We start from the raw sequence: 15195 nt of genomic DNA, 5'->3' as shown, positions 1-15195 counted from the left end.
AATCAGTTTATTGAAAGCCCGCCTTTGGCGGGCTTTCAATAAACTGATTTTAGTGTTTCCAGCGCCGAAGGCGCTGGAAACACTAAAATCAATCTCAACTATTAAGCTCTAAATCTGCTTGTAAAAAATTGACAAATTGCTGAGCCGTGCGCCCCGATTGTCCATTATGGCGAGTAGCCCATTGCAAAGCTCGAAAATTGAGATCGTCATCCAACAATTTAATACCATCACGTTTGGCGAGGTGATGCACGATTTTGAGATAGATTTCTTGATCGGCTTGTAGAAAGGTAAGAGTCAAACCAAAGCGATCGCTTAGGGATAACTTTTCCTGCACCGTGTCCCAAGGATTGACCTCTTTGCTACTACTGAGATCACTTAAGGTAGGACGATCGCTAAAATATTCGCGCAATAAATGACGACGATTGGAAGTGGCATAAACCAAGAGATTATCAGGCTGTGCCGAAAGATTTCCTTCCAGAACTACCTTAAGCGCTTTATAGTCTTCGCTTTCTTCCTCAAAGGACAAGTCATCGACAAAAATTATAAATTTTTGGGGAACTTGGCGTAACATATCGGCAATGATTGGCAAGTCTTTAAGATCATTTTTGGCAACTTCGATCAAACGTAAACCGCGATCGCGAAAGGCATACATCAATGACTTGACCATTGAAGATTTGCCCGTGCCGCGACTGCCATAGAGCAAAGTGTGCAACCCATGATAGCCAGCCAAAAATGCTTCTGTATTCTTATATAAAGTTTGGCGTTGTGACTCGTAGCCGATCAGATCGGATAGTTGTACCAGATCTGGATAGGCAATTCCCTCCAGATGACCTTTGTGCCAACGGAAGGCTCCGTAATCGGTAAATATCCCCGTGCCTGAGTGTTTGTAATAATCAGCTAATTCGGGTAAGAGTTGCGTCCAGTCATCGGTTGCTTGAAACTTGAGAATTAGCGATCGCTTCGCTTCTGATATTTGCGACATGTCACTTTCTATCAATTGCCAAGCAACAGGGTGATCGCCAAAAGACTCGATGCAATCAACTAACTTATTTCCACCCCAAAGACTAATTTCTTCTAAAACTTGCAGATCATGCTTGGCGGCTACAACCAATGACACAGGTAAACTATTAAGGGCTGTGGTTTGGGCTAACTGGCTAAAGGGATTATCAGAAGCCAGAATTTGCGAAATGACATAATCTCGCCAGTTGAAACCCGTTGAAGCGATCGCTCTAAACCATCTACCATAGGCAAATAAATAGTAAAGTCGCCGTGAACTATTTTCATGTCCGTCTAAGGCATAGTTAGCAAGGCTACGCAACAGCTTTACATAGGCAGCCCATGCTTCTTGCTTTAATACATTTTGATACAGCAGTAGTGAAGCGATCCTCACTTGTCTGTCATAAATTGATTGCCGCGTTTCGTCAAGCATATTTACTAATCTGTAATTAGACTCAAACCCGTAACGTTGCGCCCCTAAGAGGCGCAACTCTGCAAGAATTTAAACTTGTGAGTGTGTATCACAAATAATCTTGGAACTCTTCCCATTTTATCCCTTGTTGGAGATAGTTAGGCTGATTGGGTTTATAGGGTGCGACGAGGCGATCAATGTTTAAAATTTCCGCGCGATCGCTAATTACGGGTACATCAGGATCAAAGGCAGTTGCTCTCATCAATGAGCTAGAAAAACCCTTAAAAATCATCACTTCGTCAAGTTCACCATCAATTTGTAGCTTGACCAGTAGAACCTCTTGAGGATGCTTACTACTATACGTTTCTAGTTGTTGACCTTGATTTGCCGACATGTTTTTTGCTTTAAGGTTGGGTTGGTGGATGATCACCCTAGAGTCAATTCATCAATTGTCCCTAGGCTACAATATAGTTCTTGAGGCATTTTTGCGTAAGTCCTAACTAGTTTATAGCGGTTATCAAATGAGTAAGGGCTGCGCCGTAAAATAAAGAACCAGATTTTTGATGGCGCGGCTTCGCCGCGCCATCAAAAATCTGGTTCTTTATTAAAACGAAAAATCAATCTCAGTAAGGATTTTGAGTTTTAATTTTGCCCACAGCAAAATTAAAACTGCTATGTCTAGGTTTTCTAATTGTGGATTTTGACGAGCATGACAGCTAATTTTTGGGACATCGCACGTTATTTTAAACGCTATCGGACAAAGGCGATCTGGAGCATCACTGCTTCTAGTTTATTTGAAATTATTGATCTCACTGTTCCCTATGCAGTTGGGCAAATCCTGAATGTGTTGTCGGGGCGATCGCTTGATTATGAAATCAACAACTTCGTCATAGCAACGGTGTCACTCTTTGGACAATCGATAAATCAGACGAATTCATTAATCACGCTATCGGGTTTGATCTTTGTAGTTACAGTGATCCGTGCGCCCATACAAGTATGGTTTGCCAATAACTTCCATTGGGAAATCGCGCTCAAAACTCGTCGTGATCAGACTCAAAAAGCGATCGCTAAGATTTTGACTTTGCCCATTGAGTTTTACGATGAGAACAACGCGGGACGGATTGCAGGGAGAGTGGCGCGAGGCTTAGCCAATCACATGTGGTCTTATCCCGAAATCGCGGGGCAGTTGATTCCGAAAGTGGTGCGAATCCTTGGTATTTTTGTGATTATTTGTGCGATCGCATGGTGGATTTCCGCTTTCTTTTTAGTGTCATTTATTTTGGTGCTATGGGGTAGTTTAGGGAAGCTGATGGATCTTACTAAGCTGGAAGAAACCCTTGATATCTATCAAGAAAATACAGAAAGTCGTACTTCGGAAATTATTACCAATATCAAAACTGTCAAGGCTTTTGCCAACGAAGCCAAGGAATATAAACGCCAAAGCGATCGCCTTGTGCGTGAGGCAAAAGTTTCGCTTTGGGGGATTCATATTGGCTATGTGAAACTGGGGATAGTGCGCGATACGGTTTTGGAAGCCTGTCAATTTGTGGTGTTCGGAGCCGCTCTATTTGCAACTTTTGGAGGCAAGTTGTCCATCGGGCATTTCATCACCATTTCCACATTGGCAAGTATGGCTTATTCAGAAATCAAGCCGATTTGTTTGCTAGCAGAAGTGTTTGCAAGGCGCTATTCTTCGATGCTACGGTTTCATGAGTTTATGAAACAAACAAATGGACAGGATGCAGCGATCGCGCTCCATCCAGATACAAAATATCCCCAATATCGCTTTGATGGCAAAATCGAATTTCGTAATCTTACCTTTGGCTACGATCGCGATCGTCATGTTTTAGAAAATATCCAATTTACAATTGAGCCGTATGAAACTGTTGCCCTAGTCGGACGGTCTGGCTCAGGCAAATCCACCTTGGTGAAACTGCTGTTCCGTTACTTTGAGCCAACGAATGGCGGGATTTTGATCGATGGTCAGGGGATTACGGAACTAGATATCACAGGCTATCGTAAACGTTTAGCGATCGTGCATCAGGAGGTGGATATCTTTAATGGAACGCTCATGGATAATCTCATGTATGGCAATCCTACAGCGACCTTTGCCGAAGTCCAAGAAGCCTGTGCGATCGCTAGTGTTGATGAGTTCCTGCATTTATTGCCCCGTGGCTATAACACGATTGTGGGTGAGCGCGGTGTGCGGCTTTCGGGTGGTCAGCGTCAACGATTAGGGATTGCGCGAGCGTTGCTAGTTAACCCTGATATTCTGGTATTCGACGAAGCAACTTCTAGTCTTGATTACGAATCCGAGCGATCGATTCAACTTGCTATGCGTCGGATTCAGGGAACCCGCACCACAATTGTGATTGCTCACCGTCTTAGCACTGTGCGCGAAGCCGATAAGATCGTGGTTTTAGATCAAGGTCAAATTGTAGAAATTGGTTCCCATCAGCAGCTTTTATCTCAAGGCGGCATTTATCATCGCTTGCATTCATTACAGGAAACAGGAGAGTTGTTATGAGGCAAAATTAAAACAACAAAAGTAGTGCAGCATCAAGCGCCGCACTACTTTTGTTGTTTTAATTTTGCGTTTAGGTAGCAACACATTATCGTGATAGTCACTATTTACAAAGCACCGCAGCCGAATAAAGGCGAGAAATTGTTACAAAATGGTTTTCAGGTAGAGGATTTTCCTTACAATCCACCCTATGAGGACGGTAAGTGTTATTTTGCTGGTGCTAACTCTAGAAGTTTAGCTGAACAATATAACCAAAGTTACAAACAAGGTATTTTAGAAGTTACGATAGATCAAGAAACATATGATCGCCTTTTTAAACCGCTTGAGAGGACTTATCAGGGTGGTTCGTATATTGAGTTACCGATCCCCCAAGATTTATTTCCTACTTTAAACCAGTTCCCTAGAGTGTTAAAGAGAGAATAGCTAATGAATAGTCAACTGTGGAATCAAGTCAAAACTAAGTATCAGCTTGGGAAGTTAATTTACGGGAAAGTGGAATTTCATGCACCTTTTGGGGTGTTTGTTGATATTGGGGATGAGAATGTAAAGGGAATTATCCAGATTCCAGATTTTTTGGATAGTGGTGCGATGACTCCAGAAATGTATCCTGAGATTGGTTCACCTGTGGGGGCGGTGGTGGTTGGCTATACTGAGGATGATCGCAATCAAGTTTGGTTGAGTGTTAAGCCGAGTGTTTTGCAAAAGTCTTTGGTTAAGTTGAGAGTGCCAGTCGCTAGTCAAGTTTAGATAAATTGAGATTGCATCTCTACAGTCGTTGAGCCACCACTTTTATTTTGGGTTTTGATTTTTCCCAATGCAAGTGACTACAGCTATAACAACAAAAGTTCTACAGCACAAAGCACTGCTCAACTTTTGTTGATTAGTTTAGTAAATCGCTTAGGGATTCCATTTCGGCGATCGCAGTGCGTAATTTATCGAGAATATTGGCAGCGATCGCATCGGGTTCGGGTAGGTCTTCACTGGACTGAAGGCTGTCATCGCGTAACCATGAGATATCAAGATTTTCGCCACGTTTAGCAATTTCTTCTCGGCTAAAGCAACGGAATCTTTCCTGTTCCTTGCGATCGCTCTTGCCATTTGGATCTTCACCATAGGCTAACTCAAAGTCGGCAAAGCGATCGCGAGTCAGGGGAATGCGTTTCCCGAAGTTGGGCATATTGGTTCGCATATCGTAGAACCAAATTTCTTGAGTATTATTTTTCTCAGTTGTGCCACGTTGGAAAAATAATACGTTCGTCTTTACGCCTTGGGCATAGAAGATACCTGTGGGTAGTCGCAAGATTGTATGCAAATTGCATTTGTCCATCAGATCGGCACGAATGGATTTGCCTTGACCATCTTCAAAGAGAACGTTGTCAGGAAGCACGATCGCGGCGCGTCCTTTGGGCTTGAGATTGCGATAGATATGTTGGAGAAAGGCTAACTGCTTATTGGATGTGGCAAAGGTGAAGTCGTCACGGGTGGGCATTCCGCCGCCTTTTTTAGTGCCGAAAGGAGGATTACTGAGAATGATATCGGCTTTGGCTAAATTTTGACCTTCGGAAGAAAGAGAATCACCAAGTTTGACATCGCTCTCAATGCCATGAAGCAGTAGATTCATTAACAATAAACGGTGGGCATCTTGAACGAGTTCGATGCCATAGAAAGCATGTTTGCGTTGAAATTCTTGCTCGGCTTCGGAGAGTGCGAATATATCGCCGCCTAGTTGTTGCTTGATGTAGGCATGACTAGCAATTAAGAATCCACCTGTCCCTGCGGCGGGATCTTGGATCAGTTCTCCTGCTTGGGGTTTGAGTAGTGCGACCATACTATCAATGAGCGGTCGAGGGGTGAAGTATTGACCTGCTCCTGATTTCTTTTCTTCGGAGTTCTTTTGTAGTAGCCCTTCGTAGAGGTCGCCAAAGTCATCGCGATGATCGGAAAACCAGTCGAGTTCATCAATACTCTGAACTAGTTTCTTAATTATGCGCGGCTCTTTGAGAGAGGTTTGAGCATTGACAAAGATTGCTTGTACTTGTGGTGATGAGGCGCTAGAACCCAAATGATCCAGCATTGACTTGTAGAAATTTTTTAGTTCGATCCCATCTTTTGATGAGAGGTCTTGCCACCGATAGCCCTCTGGTAAGCCTATTTCTGTATCGGTTTCCTGCGCCATTTTGAGAAACAGGAGATAGGTTAGTTCTGTTAAATATTGCAAATAGGTGATGCCATCATCACGCAGAATATTGCAAAGGTTCCAGAGTTTTTGGACGATATCAGAGGTTACGGTCATTGAGCTTTTAGATAATGATCATAGGCGGCGCGTTGCGCCGCCTATGATCATTATCTAGGAAAAGTCTTGGAAAAATCCAAAAATTAGAAAAGAACGCTTTGCGTTCTTTTCTAATTTTTGGATTTTTCGCTATAATTTTAGGTAATGTATTTTAGCTATGCCATGAAAGCATCGACGAATTCTGCGTTTCTGAGAGAGCATGATGTCGAATTGGTGAGATTGGGGACGCTTGCCGAGCGGTCTTATCATAATGATCCTGTGGCTTGCTTATTTCGGTTGCGGGTGTTTGGGGAATTTTTGGCAAAGTTAGTTGCGGCGCGGGTGGGGCTTTACGAGGATGTAGAAGAATCACAGGTGCAGTTATTGAATCGACTGCGCGATCGCGGCATTATTCACGGACAGATCGATCGCCTGTTTCATGAACTTCGCAAAACGGGAAATCGGGCGGTACATGATAGTGTGGGCGATCGCCGAACGGCGTTGAGCATTCTCAAATACGCGCATCAGTTAGGGATTTGGTTTCATCGGACTTGGGGGAAAGCCAAGGATTTTGTTGCGCCTGAATATTGTGAGCCGACTCCGCCAGAGGTGACGGCACGACAATTGGAATCAGCTTTGTTAGATGAGCGGAGTGCCAGAACCCAAGCCGAACAGTTGGCGGCGGAAATAGCGCAGGAATTGCAAACAGCTTTGCAACACTTGGCGGAGATACAGGCGCAGCAAGCCCAAAACAGTGAGGCGAATCTAAAAAGGATCATCCCGCGATCGCAAGCTGCCGCTGCCAAGGTGGAACTGGATGAACAGGAAACTCGCCGACTGATTGATACCCAACTGCGGGATGTTGGTTGGGAGGTGGATTCGGAGGAGTTGACCTATGGGAAGGGGGTGCGTCCTGTGCGAGGCGGAAATCTGGCGATCGCTGAATATCCAACGCGCAAAGGGGCGGCGGACTATGCGTTGTTTGTGGGTTTGCAACTGGTGGGAATTATTGAGGCAAAGCGAGAGAGTAAGGATGTATCGGGGGCGATCGATCAGGCGCATCGCTATGCGCGATCGCTTCGGGCTAGTGATAATTTTCAACTTGCTAAGGGTGCGCCTTGGGGAGATCTGGAGCCTTTTCAAGTGCCGTTTGTGTTTGCGACCAATGGTCGTCCCTATCTAGCGCAACTGGATACTAAAAGCGGGATTTGGTTTCGGGATGTGCGACGGGCGACGAATCAGCGACGGGCGATCGCAGGTTGGTATTCACCAGAGGGATTGATTGATCTATTGGAGCAGGACTTCGATCACGCCCATGAGCAACTTGCCCAAGAGCAGTTTAACTATGGGTTTGATCTGAGGGCGTATCAAATTAAGGCGATCACTGCCATCGAAGCAGCTTTACAAGAAGATCGGCGATCGCTTTTGCTGGCGATGGCGACGGGGACGGGCAAAACTAAAACTTGCATTGCACTGATCTATCGATTGTTAAAAACGAAGCGGTTTCGGCGGATTTTATTTTTAGTTGATCGCACTTCCTTGGGGCATCAGGCGATCGCTGCTTTTAAAGAAACCAAAATGGAGCTTCTGCAAGCATTTACGGATATTTATGAAGTCAAAGAGCTGAAGGATGCCAGTTGCGATCGCGAGACGAAGGTACATGTGGCGACGGTGCAGAGCTTTGTGAGACGGATTATGTATCCGAGCGACAGTGCGCCCAGTCCCAATGTGGATGATTATGACTGCGTGCTTATTGATGAATGTCATCGTGGCTATTTGCTTGATCGCGAACTCAGCACCATTGAGTTGGAGTTTCGTGATTTTGAGGACTATGTTTCTAAATATCGAAGGGTGGTGGAATATTTTGATGCGGTGAGAATTGGAATTACAGCGACACCTGCGCTGCATACGTCCGAGATTTTTGGTGAGCCAATTTTTCAATATACCTATGCGGAAGCAGTGATTGACAAGTTTCTCATTGATTATGAATCACCGCATTTAATTCAGACAGAACTTGCTCAGTCGGGGATAGTTTGGGAAAAGGGTGCGGAGATCGAGGTGATCGATCCACGAACTGGCAAGCGTGATCTGAGCAGAACGGCGGATGAGGTGAAGGTGGAAATTAAGGACTTCAATAAGAAGGTAATTACCCCTGCTTTTAATCGTGTGGTTTGTGAATATCTGGCGGAACAGATTGACCCTATGTTAGAGGAGAAAACTCTAATTTTCTGTGCGACGGATGATCATGCGGATTTGGTGGTGAAGTTGCTGAAGGAGGCGCTGATTGCTAAGTATGGAGAGGTGGAAGATGAGGCGGTGCAGAAGATCACAGGAGCATCCGATCGCCCGTTGGAACTAATCAAGAAGTATCGAAATGAGCAGTTGCCCAAAATTGCGGTGACGGTGGATTTGCTGACTACGGGCATTGATGTGCCGAAGATTTGCAATATTGTGTTTTTGCGGCGGGTGAATTCGCGGATCTTGTTTGAGCAGATGCTTGGTCGGGCTACGCGCCCTTGTACTGAGATTGGCAAAGATCGCTTTCGAGTGTTTGATGCGGTGAATATCTTTGGGGTGATGTCGCAATTTACGGAAATGAAGCCTGTGGCGGTAATTCCTAAAATCAGTTGCGAGAAGTTGGTGCAGGAACTAACCCGCACTAGCGATCCGCGTCATCATCAAGAGATCTTGCCGCAACTCTTTGCGAGAATCCAGCGCAAAATGCGTCGTGCAAATCTGGCTAAACGCGAACAATTGGAGGCGATCGCAGGTTTGTCGCTTGAGCATCTATTAGATGATCTCCGCGCTAGCAAACCTTCGCAATTAGCCAACTGGTTTCGCGATCGCCCCGATTTTGCCTCGGTGATTGATTTGCCTGACGATCGCACTATGCCTGTATTTATTTCGTACCATCCTGATCGCCTAGTTGCGGTGCAGCGTGGCTATGGTGTTGCCGAAGATGGGAGCATTTATTCCACTCGTCCCGATGAGTATTTGCAGTTGTTCCAGAAGTTTCTGGCGGACAATCTCAATTTGATTCCTGCGTTGATGGTGGCGGTACAGAGTCCGAAGGATTTGACTCGCGCTCAGTTGAAGGAGTTACAGATGTTATTGGAGGAAAATCGTTTTCGGGAGAGCGATTTGCAAGGGGCTTGGCGCGATCGCAAGAATGAGGATATTGCGGCTTCGATTATTGGGTTTATCCGTCAGGCGGCGATCGGTGATGCGTTGATACCCTATAGCGATCGGGTGGATCGGGCGGTTCGTAAAATCATGAGTAGTCGGTCATGGACTGCGCCTCAGCGTCAGTTGTTGGAGAGGATCGGTAAGCAGTTAAAGGCGGAAACGATCGTCGATCGCGAGGCGTTGGATCGTGGGGCGTTTAAGACTGAGTATGGTGGTTTTGTGCGGTTGAATAGGACTTTTAATGGTGAGTTGTTGGCGGTGTTGGAGAGTATTAATGAGGAGATTTGGCAAGATATGGGATAAAGGGATTTGGATAGTGGGCAAAGCACGCTATCCAAATCCGAGGTACAGACAATCACATAAGAAGTATATTTTTTATGTGCTGCAAGACATCTGTAGCAAGCATTTCAAGAAATTATGTTTTTTTGATACATTCTCCAGTCACATAACCGTCACATAGCCGTCACATAGCTAGCTGTGACTTCCCCAAAATCATGCCCAAAATGGTACATACCTGGTGTGTTTCTTGGATGTATTGTCAGGATCGTAAGGTCTGATTAGAGATGCATCAAGAGTATCTGCAATTATGCGTGATGCAATAGAGTAATTTTCATTGCTTATTGAAAAACGGTTTCTTAGTGACGCATTAGTCATCTGATCATTTGATACATACTGTAAGCAAGCATGTTGATAACAGGCTCTAATACGATCTTTTTTATCCATATCAGCTAATTTTTTATAAGCAAAAAGGGTTACTCTGGTATTTTCTCCAGTTATCACAAAATCTGGCGCTGGTAGCTGAAACAACTCGACTTCAAAGATTACCTTATCAATCCCACTCCCCCGCTCCTCACAAATATTAATACGACGCATGAAATCAGATAGATCTTCATTACGTGAGCGTGGTGGCTCATCAATAAATCGCAACGTGTTAATTAGCGGCACACCTGGGTTCGTAATCTCAATGCGATCAGAAAAAACTTCAACCATTGGGCTTGTGCCACGTATTGAAAGATCTTGGTGAATAATTGAATTGGCAACTAATTCTCTAATTGCAAGTTCTGGGTACATTCTTACTTCTTTGCGTAATGCTTGCCCAATTTGCTCATTTTGAGGTAGCTGATCGTTGATAAATTTAATTGCCTCTTCAAAAGCAACAGCATATCCCTTATTACTCAGTTGCTCCCGTAAAGTTTCTACCCTATTTTTACCTCTATAAATTACTACTCGAAGAGCTTTACGAGTCAACCGATCAAAAGCTCTAAGGTCTTTAGCAAAAAGGATAGCGCCAAGGTTAGTAATATCAAACAGTTCCCCATATTTTTTAATCACTAGTTTCTCTGAAGCTAGACGTTGCATAATCCCTGTTTTGTTGTCAGGTAAGTTCTGTCCAATCAACTCAAAATATGCGGAGTAATTAATGTGTGATAAAACTGCATCTGCTGTTAAATTTTCTAATGCAATATCCTTTTCAAAAGGCTTTCGCGAAAATATCGACCATAGCTCTCTCTCCTTTTCGGGAAACTCTCTCAGCAGTTTTTTATAAGAACCAATTCTAATATATTCACTTGTTTTAAATCTGATTGGGGTATGATTTGCTCTTGGTATCTCAAATAGGACAATATCCTTCCCTTCTATAGTAAATTCGTGGATTTTGAAATCAATTCGTGGGGAAATCTGGGTAACTAGCCAGTTTTCTAGTTCTTGATTGCCAATCTTTTGTTTGCGTGGTTTAAAAATGGTTCCTAATATGTTATGACTTGTATCTTCAATTCCCCATACAATATAACCTGTAACTTTTCCATGTAATGCCGCAGAATTTGATATAGCGGATATGTACTCACCAATATCATCTGGGCTGCTATTGTTCATCTTAAATTCAACCCACTCAGTCTCATGAGGAAGCGAAGTTAATTCTTGTAATATCAGTTTTAGATTTTCGTTAACCATCAGTCTAGATTATGCAGAACTTATTTGTTATTAAATGCCGTTACAGTAGTCCTTCTAGCATATTACTTGATCATTAATAATAATTTCGCAATTTGGATGAGGGTATCCCCAGACAATTTCATGAGTTGTTTGTGAGTCAAAGAATTCGCTGTGTTTATTTGGATACGCTGCGCGATCGCTCTGACAATTCGTTAGAGGTGGGTATCGTCGAGTTAATAATTGCCGATGAGTCGGTTACTTTGGATATGGCGCGGGATTTGGTGCGTGAGTTGCGTAACCGAGAGCGTGAAGCTACTGTTAGTCAAAAAACAGTAGAATTAATTGTAGATGTGTTGTTAAATAAATTTAACAATTTGAGTCGAAAGGAAATAGAGACTATGTTGACTTTTGATGAGCTAAAACAATCAAGACTATTTCAAGAGCTAGCAGCAGATTATAGCCGCGAGGCAAGGCTAGAAGGTAAGAAAATAGGTGAAAAAATAGGCGAGAAGAGAGGCGAGAAGAGAGGTGAGATAAAAGGCAAGTTACAAGGTAAGCAAGAGTCTGTTTTGTGTGTGTTAAAGCGACGCTTTAAGAGGGTTTCTGCGGAGTCAAAGGCAAAGATAAATTGTCTACCTGAGAGTAAGTTGGATGATTTACTAGATGCGATTTGTGATTTTAAGTCAGGGAGAGATTTGACAGCTTGGTTGAAGGTGAATGGGGGCGATCTCGTTTAAGCGTAGTTTTTACCCCCCTCAGTCCCCCCTTGGAAGGGGGGAAGCCAGAAAGGAGTCACAGAAAGGAGTCTTGGTTCTCCCCCTTGAAAGTGGGAGTTAGAGGGGGTTCCTAGTGTTTGGTTTCCAAACCCTTTGTTTTTGGTGTTTTGCTATTTGTTTGGTGGGGCGGTGAGATGATGATATTTTAGAGGCTTGTGTTTGTGTTAAATATCTAAGTCTGAATCGCGTTTTTTGTGTTTGCCCTATGATGTCTATGAGTTCTGATTTTTCTATTCTTTCTGATAATGATGATTTACCAATAGGGTGGGAAATAGCTTGTATTAAGGATCTATGTGAGTTCAATCCAAAACATAATAGAGAGATTTCTGATGATTTAGAAATCTCTTTTGTCCCAATGTCATCAGTAGATGGAATTAATGGAAGAATTCAAACGCATGAAGTTAAGAGGCTAGGTGAACTAAGAAAGGGATATACACACTTCACAGATGGAGATGTGATATTTGCGAAGATATCTCCTTGCATGGAAAATGGCAAAGTTGCGGTTGCAAAGGACTTAGTAAATTCAATTGCTTGTGGCTCAACAGAGTTTCATGTTCTTCGTAGTCAAGGAGCCGTTTTACCAGAGTATTTATACCGTTTCCTACGTCAAGAACGTTATCTATATAATGCAGCCCACAATATGACTGGTGTTGTTGGTCAAAGACGCTTACCAAAAGATTTCTTACTTGATACTGAATTTCGTATTCCGCCGCTTAATGAGCAGAGGCGGATTGTGGAGAAGGTTGAGGCGTTGATGGTGCGATCGCGTAGGGCAAAAGAAGCATTAGACGCAATCCCCAAATTAATTGAGCAGTTTCGTCAATCTGTCCTCGCCGCCGCTTTTCGTGGCGACCTCACAGCCGATTGGCGCGAACAAAATCCTAACATTGAGCCTGCTTCTGTATTGTTAGAAAGAATTCGCAAAGAGCGAGAACTATTTAATCAATCGACTAAAGACAAATTATTATTCTCCTCTGAAATAGATGAACAAGGCTTGCAAATTTCTGACATCCCTGAAAGTTGGGAAACTGTTCGATCTAAAGAGCTTTTTTCTTTTGTAACAAGTGGATCTAGAGGATGGGCAAAATACTATTCTGAAAAAGGAAGTATCTTTATTAGAATGGGAAATCTCAATCGACAAACAATTAAGCTTGATCTAGACTCTATACAAAGAGTTCAACTCCCTGAAGGAATAGAAGGAACTAGAACAAAAGTAAAAGAAAACGATATTTTAATTTCAATAACTGCTGATTGTGGAATGATAGGACTAGTTCCAGCCAGTTTTCCTGAAGCTTATGTTAATCAGCACGTAGCACTAGCAAGACCAGTCAATTATATTTGTCCTCAATATTTAGCATGGTATCTTGCTTCTTCTGAAGGTGGAGTTAAACAGTTTAGGGATCTTCAACGAGGCGCTACAAAAGTGGGACTAGTATTAGGTGATATTCAGAGTCTTCTAATACCCTTACCATCACTGCAAGAACAAATTAAAATCGTTGAGATGATTGATATAGTTTTTAATCGGATAGAATATATTGAAAGCGAATATATAAATCTTGCAAAAAACTTAGACACTCTCAACCAATCTATTCTCTCTAAAGCCTTTAAAGGCGAACTCGTCGAGCAAGACCCCAACGACGAGCCAGCATCAGTTTTACTAGAACGCATTCAAAAAGAACGCGAAAAAGAGAAAGCAAAAGTTAAACAAACAGGCGCGAAAAAGCTAAAAAAGTAGAGATTGAGAATAGAGTTTTGGTAGTTAACCAGCAATCTCTTGCCCCTGACCATACCAACGCTGAGCTAAATCATCCAACTGATCCAAAATAGTCATCAGCTCCATCGCCCTCTCAGTTAATCCATAGGTTACCTGAGGCGGAACCGTTGGCTCATAGTGGCGATATAAAATCCCCTCCTGCTCCAACATGCGAAGACGTTCAGTCAGCATCTTAGTAGAAATACCCTCTATCTTGCGCTTCAAAGCACCAAACCTTGTTGGTCCCGAATTTGCTAGCACCCACAAAATATACATAGTCCAAGGTCCCGACAATAAATTTGTCAAAGCACTCACAGGACAAGGATTAAGCTCACGCGATCGCTGCACCATTACTAGTTACCAGAAAGTTCCTATTAGTTACGAAAAAGTACCTACTTTACTTTCGTAGGTAGTTACTTTTAGTATCTAATCATAACCCACATCAACAACTCAAACAACTCACAGAGGTTGCTATGACAACGATCGCCATTGTTTATTTTTCTGGTTCTGGTCACACCCACTTAACCGCCGAAGCGATCGCCGTAGGATCTCGCAAAGTCACTCATCATGTTGATTTGCTGCGGATTACAGGAGAGCAAATTACCAACGGTCGTTGGCAAGATGACGAGATCATGGCAAAGCTCAATCAAGCCGACGCGATCATCTTTGGCTCTCCTACCTACATGGGCGGAGTCGCCGCTCAATTCAAAGCATTTTTGGACGCAGCAAGTTCCGCTTGGTTTACCCAACAATGGAAAGATAAAATTGCGGCGGGATTTACCCACTCTAGTTCCCTCAGTGGCGACAAGCAAGGCACTCTAATATACTTATCTATCTATGCAGCGCAGCATGGCATGGTATGGATAGGCGCAGGAGAACACCCAAGCTCTTATCAAGGCAAAACCGATGGAGTTAATCGCTTAGGTTCCTTCCTTGGTACTATGGGACAAACTCCCATGAATCTATCTGGTGGAGAAGCAGTTCTCGACTCAGGCGATCGCCTAACCGCCGAATATTTTGGACAACGTATTGCCCAAGCGACAAAGCGTTGGAATCTAGAAAAAGTAGCGATCGCAGCTTAAGCAAACATTTAAGAATTGTCTAGATCCCCCCCAGCCCCCCTTAAAAAGGGGGGAGAATTTAAATTCTTCCCTCTTTTTAACTGACCTTACGTGGAAGGAATTTCTGTAATAGCATAGGTTGAGGGCTGGCACGGGGGCACAGCCCCTTGTCCCACTATTTCCTCGTAAAGAATCAGGTAAGAAATTGACAAAAGAGTCAAAGTGGTTAAAGTAAAGGGATGAAAGAACCACCACAATATGAACGAGAAGCACTAGAAAACATGCC

Annotated in this window: 12 protein-coding genes; 7 read left to right on the top strand and 5 right to left on the bottom strand. The window is 43.4% G+C overall.

All coding sequences use genetic code 11. The features are described 5' to 3' along the window. Positions 1-94: 94 nt before the first annotated feature. Both H6G05_RS15150 and H6G05_RS15145 read right to left on the bottom strand, forming a co-directional pair. Positions 95-1429 carry an ATP-binding protein gene (locus H6G05_RS15150; RefSeq protein ID WP_190578989.1) on the bottom strand — a complete coding sequence of 445 codons (1335 nt, stop codon included), beginning with the start codon at positions 1427-1429 and terminating at the stop codon, positions 95-97. An 88-nt stretch (positions 1430-1517) separates the two neighbouring features. Beyond that, entirely contained in the window at positions 1518-1802 is a 285-nt protein-coding gene (locus tag H6G05_RS15145; protein WP_190578987.1) for a DUF7734 family protein, read from the bottom strand. Positions 1803-2117: 315 nt separating this feature from the next. Between H6G05_RS15145 and H6G05_RS15140 the strand changes: the two genes are divergently transcribed. The 3 genes from H6G05_RS15140 (at position 2118) to H6G05_RS15130 (ending at position 4679) form a co-directional block, all read left to right on the top strand. Next, the gene (locus H6G05_RS15140; protein ID WP_190578985.1) at positions 2118-3935 is read left to right on the top strand and encodes an ABC transporter ATP-binding protein; all 1818 of its coding nucleotides are present in this window, start codon (positions 2118-2120) and stop codon (positions 3933-3935) included. Positions 3936-4025: 90 nt separating this feature from the next. Beyond that, positions 4026-4355, top strand: a complete 330-nt coding sequence (locus tag H6G05_RS15135; protein ID WP_190578983.1) for a 3-isopropylmalate dehydratase small subunit — start codon at positions 4026-4028, stop codon at positions 4353-4355. A 3-nt stretch (positions 4356-4358) separates the two neighbouring features. Continuing rightward, positions 4359-4679 (top strand): S1 RNA-binding domain-containing protein, encoded by a 321-nt coding sequence (locus tag H6G05_RS15130; protein ID WP_190578981.1) that lies wholly within the window; start codon positions 4359-4361, stop codon positions 4677-4679. A 133-nt stretch (positions 4680-4812) separates the two neighbouring features. Here H6G05_RS15130 and H6G05_RS15125 read toward each other — a convergent pair whose 3' ends face one another. Next, on the bottom strand, positions 4813-6225 hold the full coding sequence (locus tag H6G05_RS15125) for a class I SAM-dependent DNA methyltransferase (RefSeq protein WP_190578979.1): 1413 nt from the start codon (positions 6223-6225) through the stop codon (positions 4813-4815). A 162-nt stretch (positions 6226-6387) separates the two neighbouring features. Between H6G05_RS15125 and hsdR the strand changes: the two genes are divergently transcribed. Continuing rightward, a complete protein-coding gene (gene hsdR / locus H6G05_RS15120; RefSeq protein WP_190578977.1) occupies positions 6388-9693 on the top strand; it encodes a type I restriction-modification system endonuclease in 3306 nt (1101 codons plus the stop codon). A gap of 189 nt (positions 9694-9882) precedes the next feature. On the opposite strand, the gene H6G05_RS15115 is transcribed toward hsdR, so the two are convergent. After that, entirely contained in the window at positions 9883-11340 is a 1458-nt protein-coding gene (locus H6G05_RS15115; protein ID WP_190578975.1) for an RNA-binding domain-containing protein, read from the bottom strand. Positions 11341-11432: 92 nt separating this feature from the next. On the opposite strand from H6G05_RS15115, the gene H6G05_RS15110 reads away from it, so the two are divergent. Both H6G05_RS15110 and H6G05_RS15105 read left to right on the top strand, forming a co-directional pair. Further along, the gene (locus H6G05_RS15110) at positions 11433-12056 is read left to right on the top strand and encodes a DUF2887 domain-containing protein (RefSeq protein WP_190578973.1); all 624 of its coding nucleotides are present in this window, start codon (positions 11433-11435) and stop codon (positions 12054-12056) included. A 253-nt stretch (positions 12057-12309) separates the two neighbouring features. Beyond that, complete coding sequence (locus H6G05_RS15105) at positions 12310-13830, top strand: restriction endonuclease subunit S (RefSeq protein WP_190578971.1); 1521 nt, start codon at positions 12310-12312, stop codon at positions 13828-13830. 24 nt (positions 13831-13854) lie between these two features. Here H6G05_RS15105 and H6G05_RS15100 read toward each other — a convergent pair whose 3' ends face one another. Continuing rightward, on the bottom strand, positions 13855-14199 hold the full coding sequence (locus H6G05_RS15100) for a winged helix-turn-helix transcriptional regulator (protein ID WP_190578969.1): 345 nt from the start codon (positions 14197-14199) through the stop codon (positions 13855-13857). A 122-nt stretch (positions 14200-14321) separates the two neighbouring features. Here H6G05_RS15100 and H6G05_RS15095 point away from each other — a divergent pair, with 122 nt between their 5' ends. After that, positions 14322-14930, top strand: a complete 609-nt coding sequence (locus H6G05_RS15095) for a flavodoxin family protein (protein ID WP_190578967.1) — start codon at positions 14322-14324, stop codon at positions 14928-14930. Positions 14931-15195 lie beyond the last annotated feature (265 nt).

Origin of the sequence: Phormidium tenue FACHB-1050 (genome assembly GCF_014696925.1) — a bacterium.
Classification (GTDB): Bacteria; Cyanobacteriota; Cyanobacteriia; order Pseudanabaenales; family Pseudanabaenaceae; genus Pseudanabaena.
The sequence above is the reverse complement of the archived record's forward strand: the minus strand, read 5'-3'. Positions and strand labels throughout refer to the sequence as shown.

Excerpts from the sequence above, each read along its gene's own strand:
- H6G05_RS15145 (WP_190578987.1), bottom strand. The coding sequence starts at position 1,802 with ATGTCGGCAAATCAAGGTCAACAACTAGAAACGTATAGTAGTAAGCAT.
- hsdR (WP_190578977.1), top strand. The coding sequence starts at position 6,388 with ATGAAAGCATCGACGAATTCTGCGTTTCTGAGAGAGCATGATGTCGAA.
- H6G05_RS15150 (WP_190578989.1), bottom strand. The coding sequence starts at position 1,429 with ATGCTTGACGAAACGCGGCAATCAATTTATGACAGACAAGTGAGGATC.
- H6G05_RS15100 (WP_190578969.1), bottom strand. The coding sequence starts at position 14,199 with ATGGTGCAGCGATCGCGTGAGCTTAATCCTTGTCCTGTGAGTGCTTTG.
- H6G05_RS15140 (WP_190578985.1), top strand. The coding sequence starts at position 2,118 with ATGACAGCTAATTTTTGGGACATCGCACGTTATTTTAAACGCTATCGG.
- H6G05_RS15125 (WP_190578979.1), bottom strand. The coding sequence starts at position 6,225 with ATGACCGTAACCTCTGATATCGTCCAAAAACTCTGGAACCTTTGCAAT.
- H6G05_RS15095 (WP_190578967.1), top strand. The coding sequence starts at position 14,322 with ATGACAACGATCGCCATTGTTTATTTTTCTGGTTCTGGTCACACCCAC.
- H6G05_RS15115 (WP_190578975.1), bottom strand. The coding sequence starts at position 11,340 with ATGGTTAACGAAAATCTAAAACTGATATTACAAGAATTAACTTCGCTT.
- H6G05_RS15105 (WP_190578971.1), top strand. The coding sequence starts at position 12,310 with ATGAGTTCTGATTTTTCTATTCTTTCTGATAATGATGATTTACCAATA.
- H6G05_RS15130 (WP_190578981.1), top strand. The coding sequence starts at position 4,359 with ATGAATAGTCAACTGTGGAATCAAGTCAAAACTAAGTATCAGCTTGGG.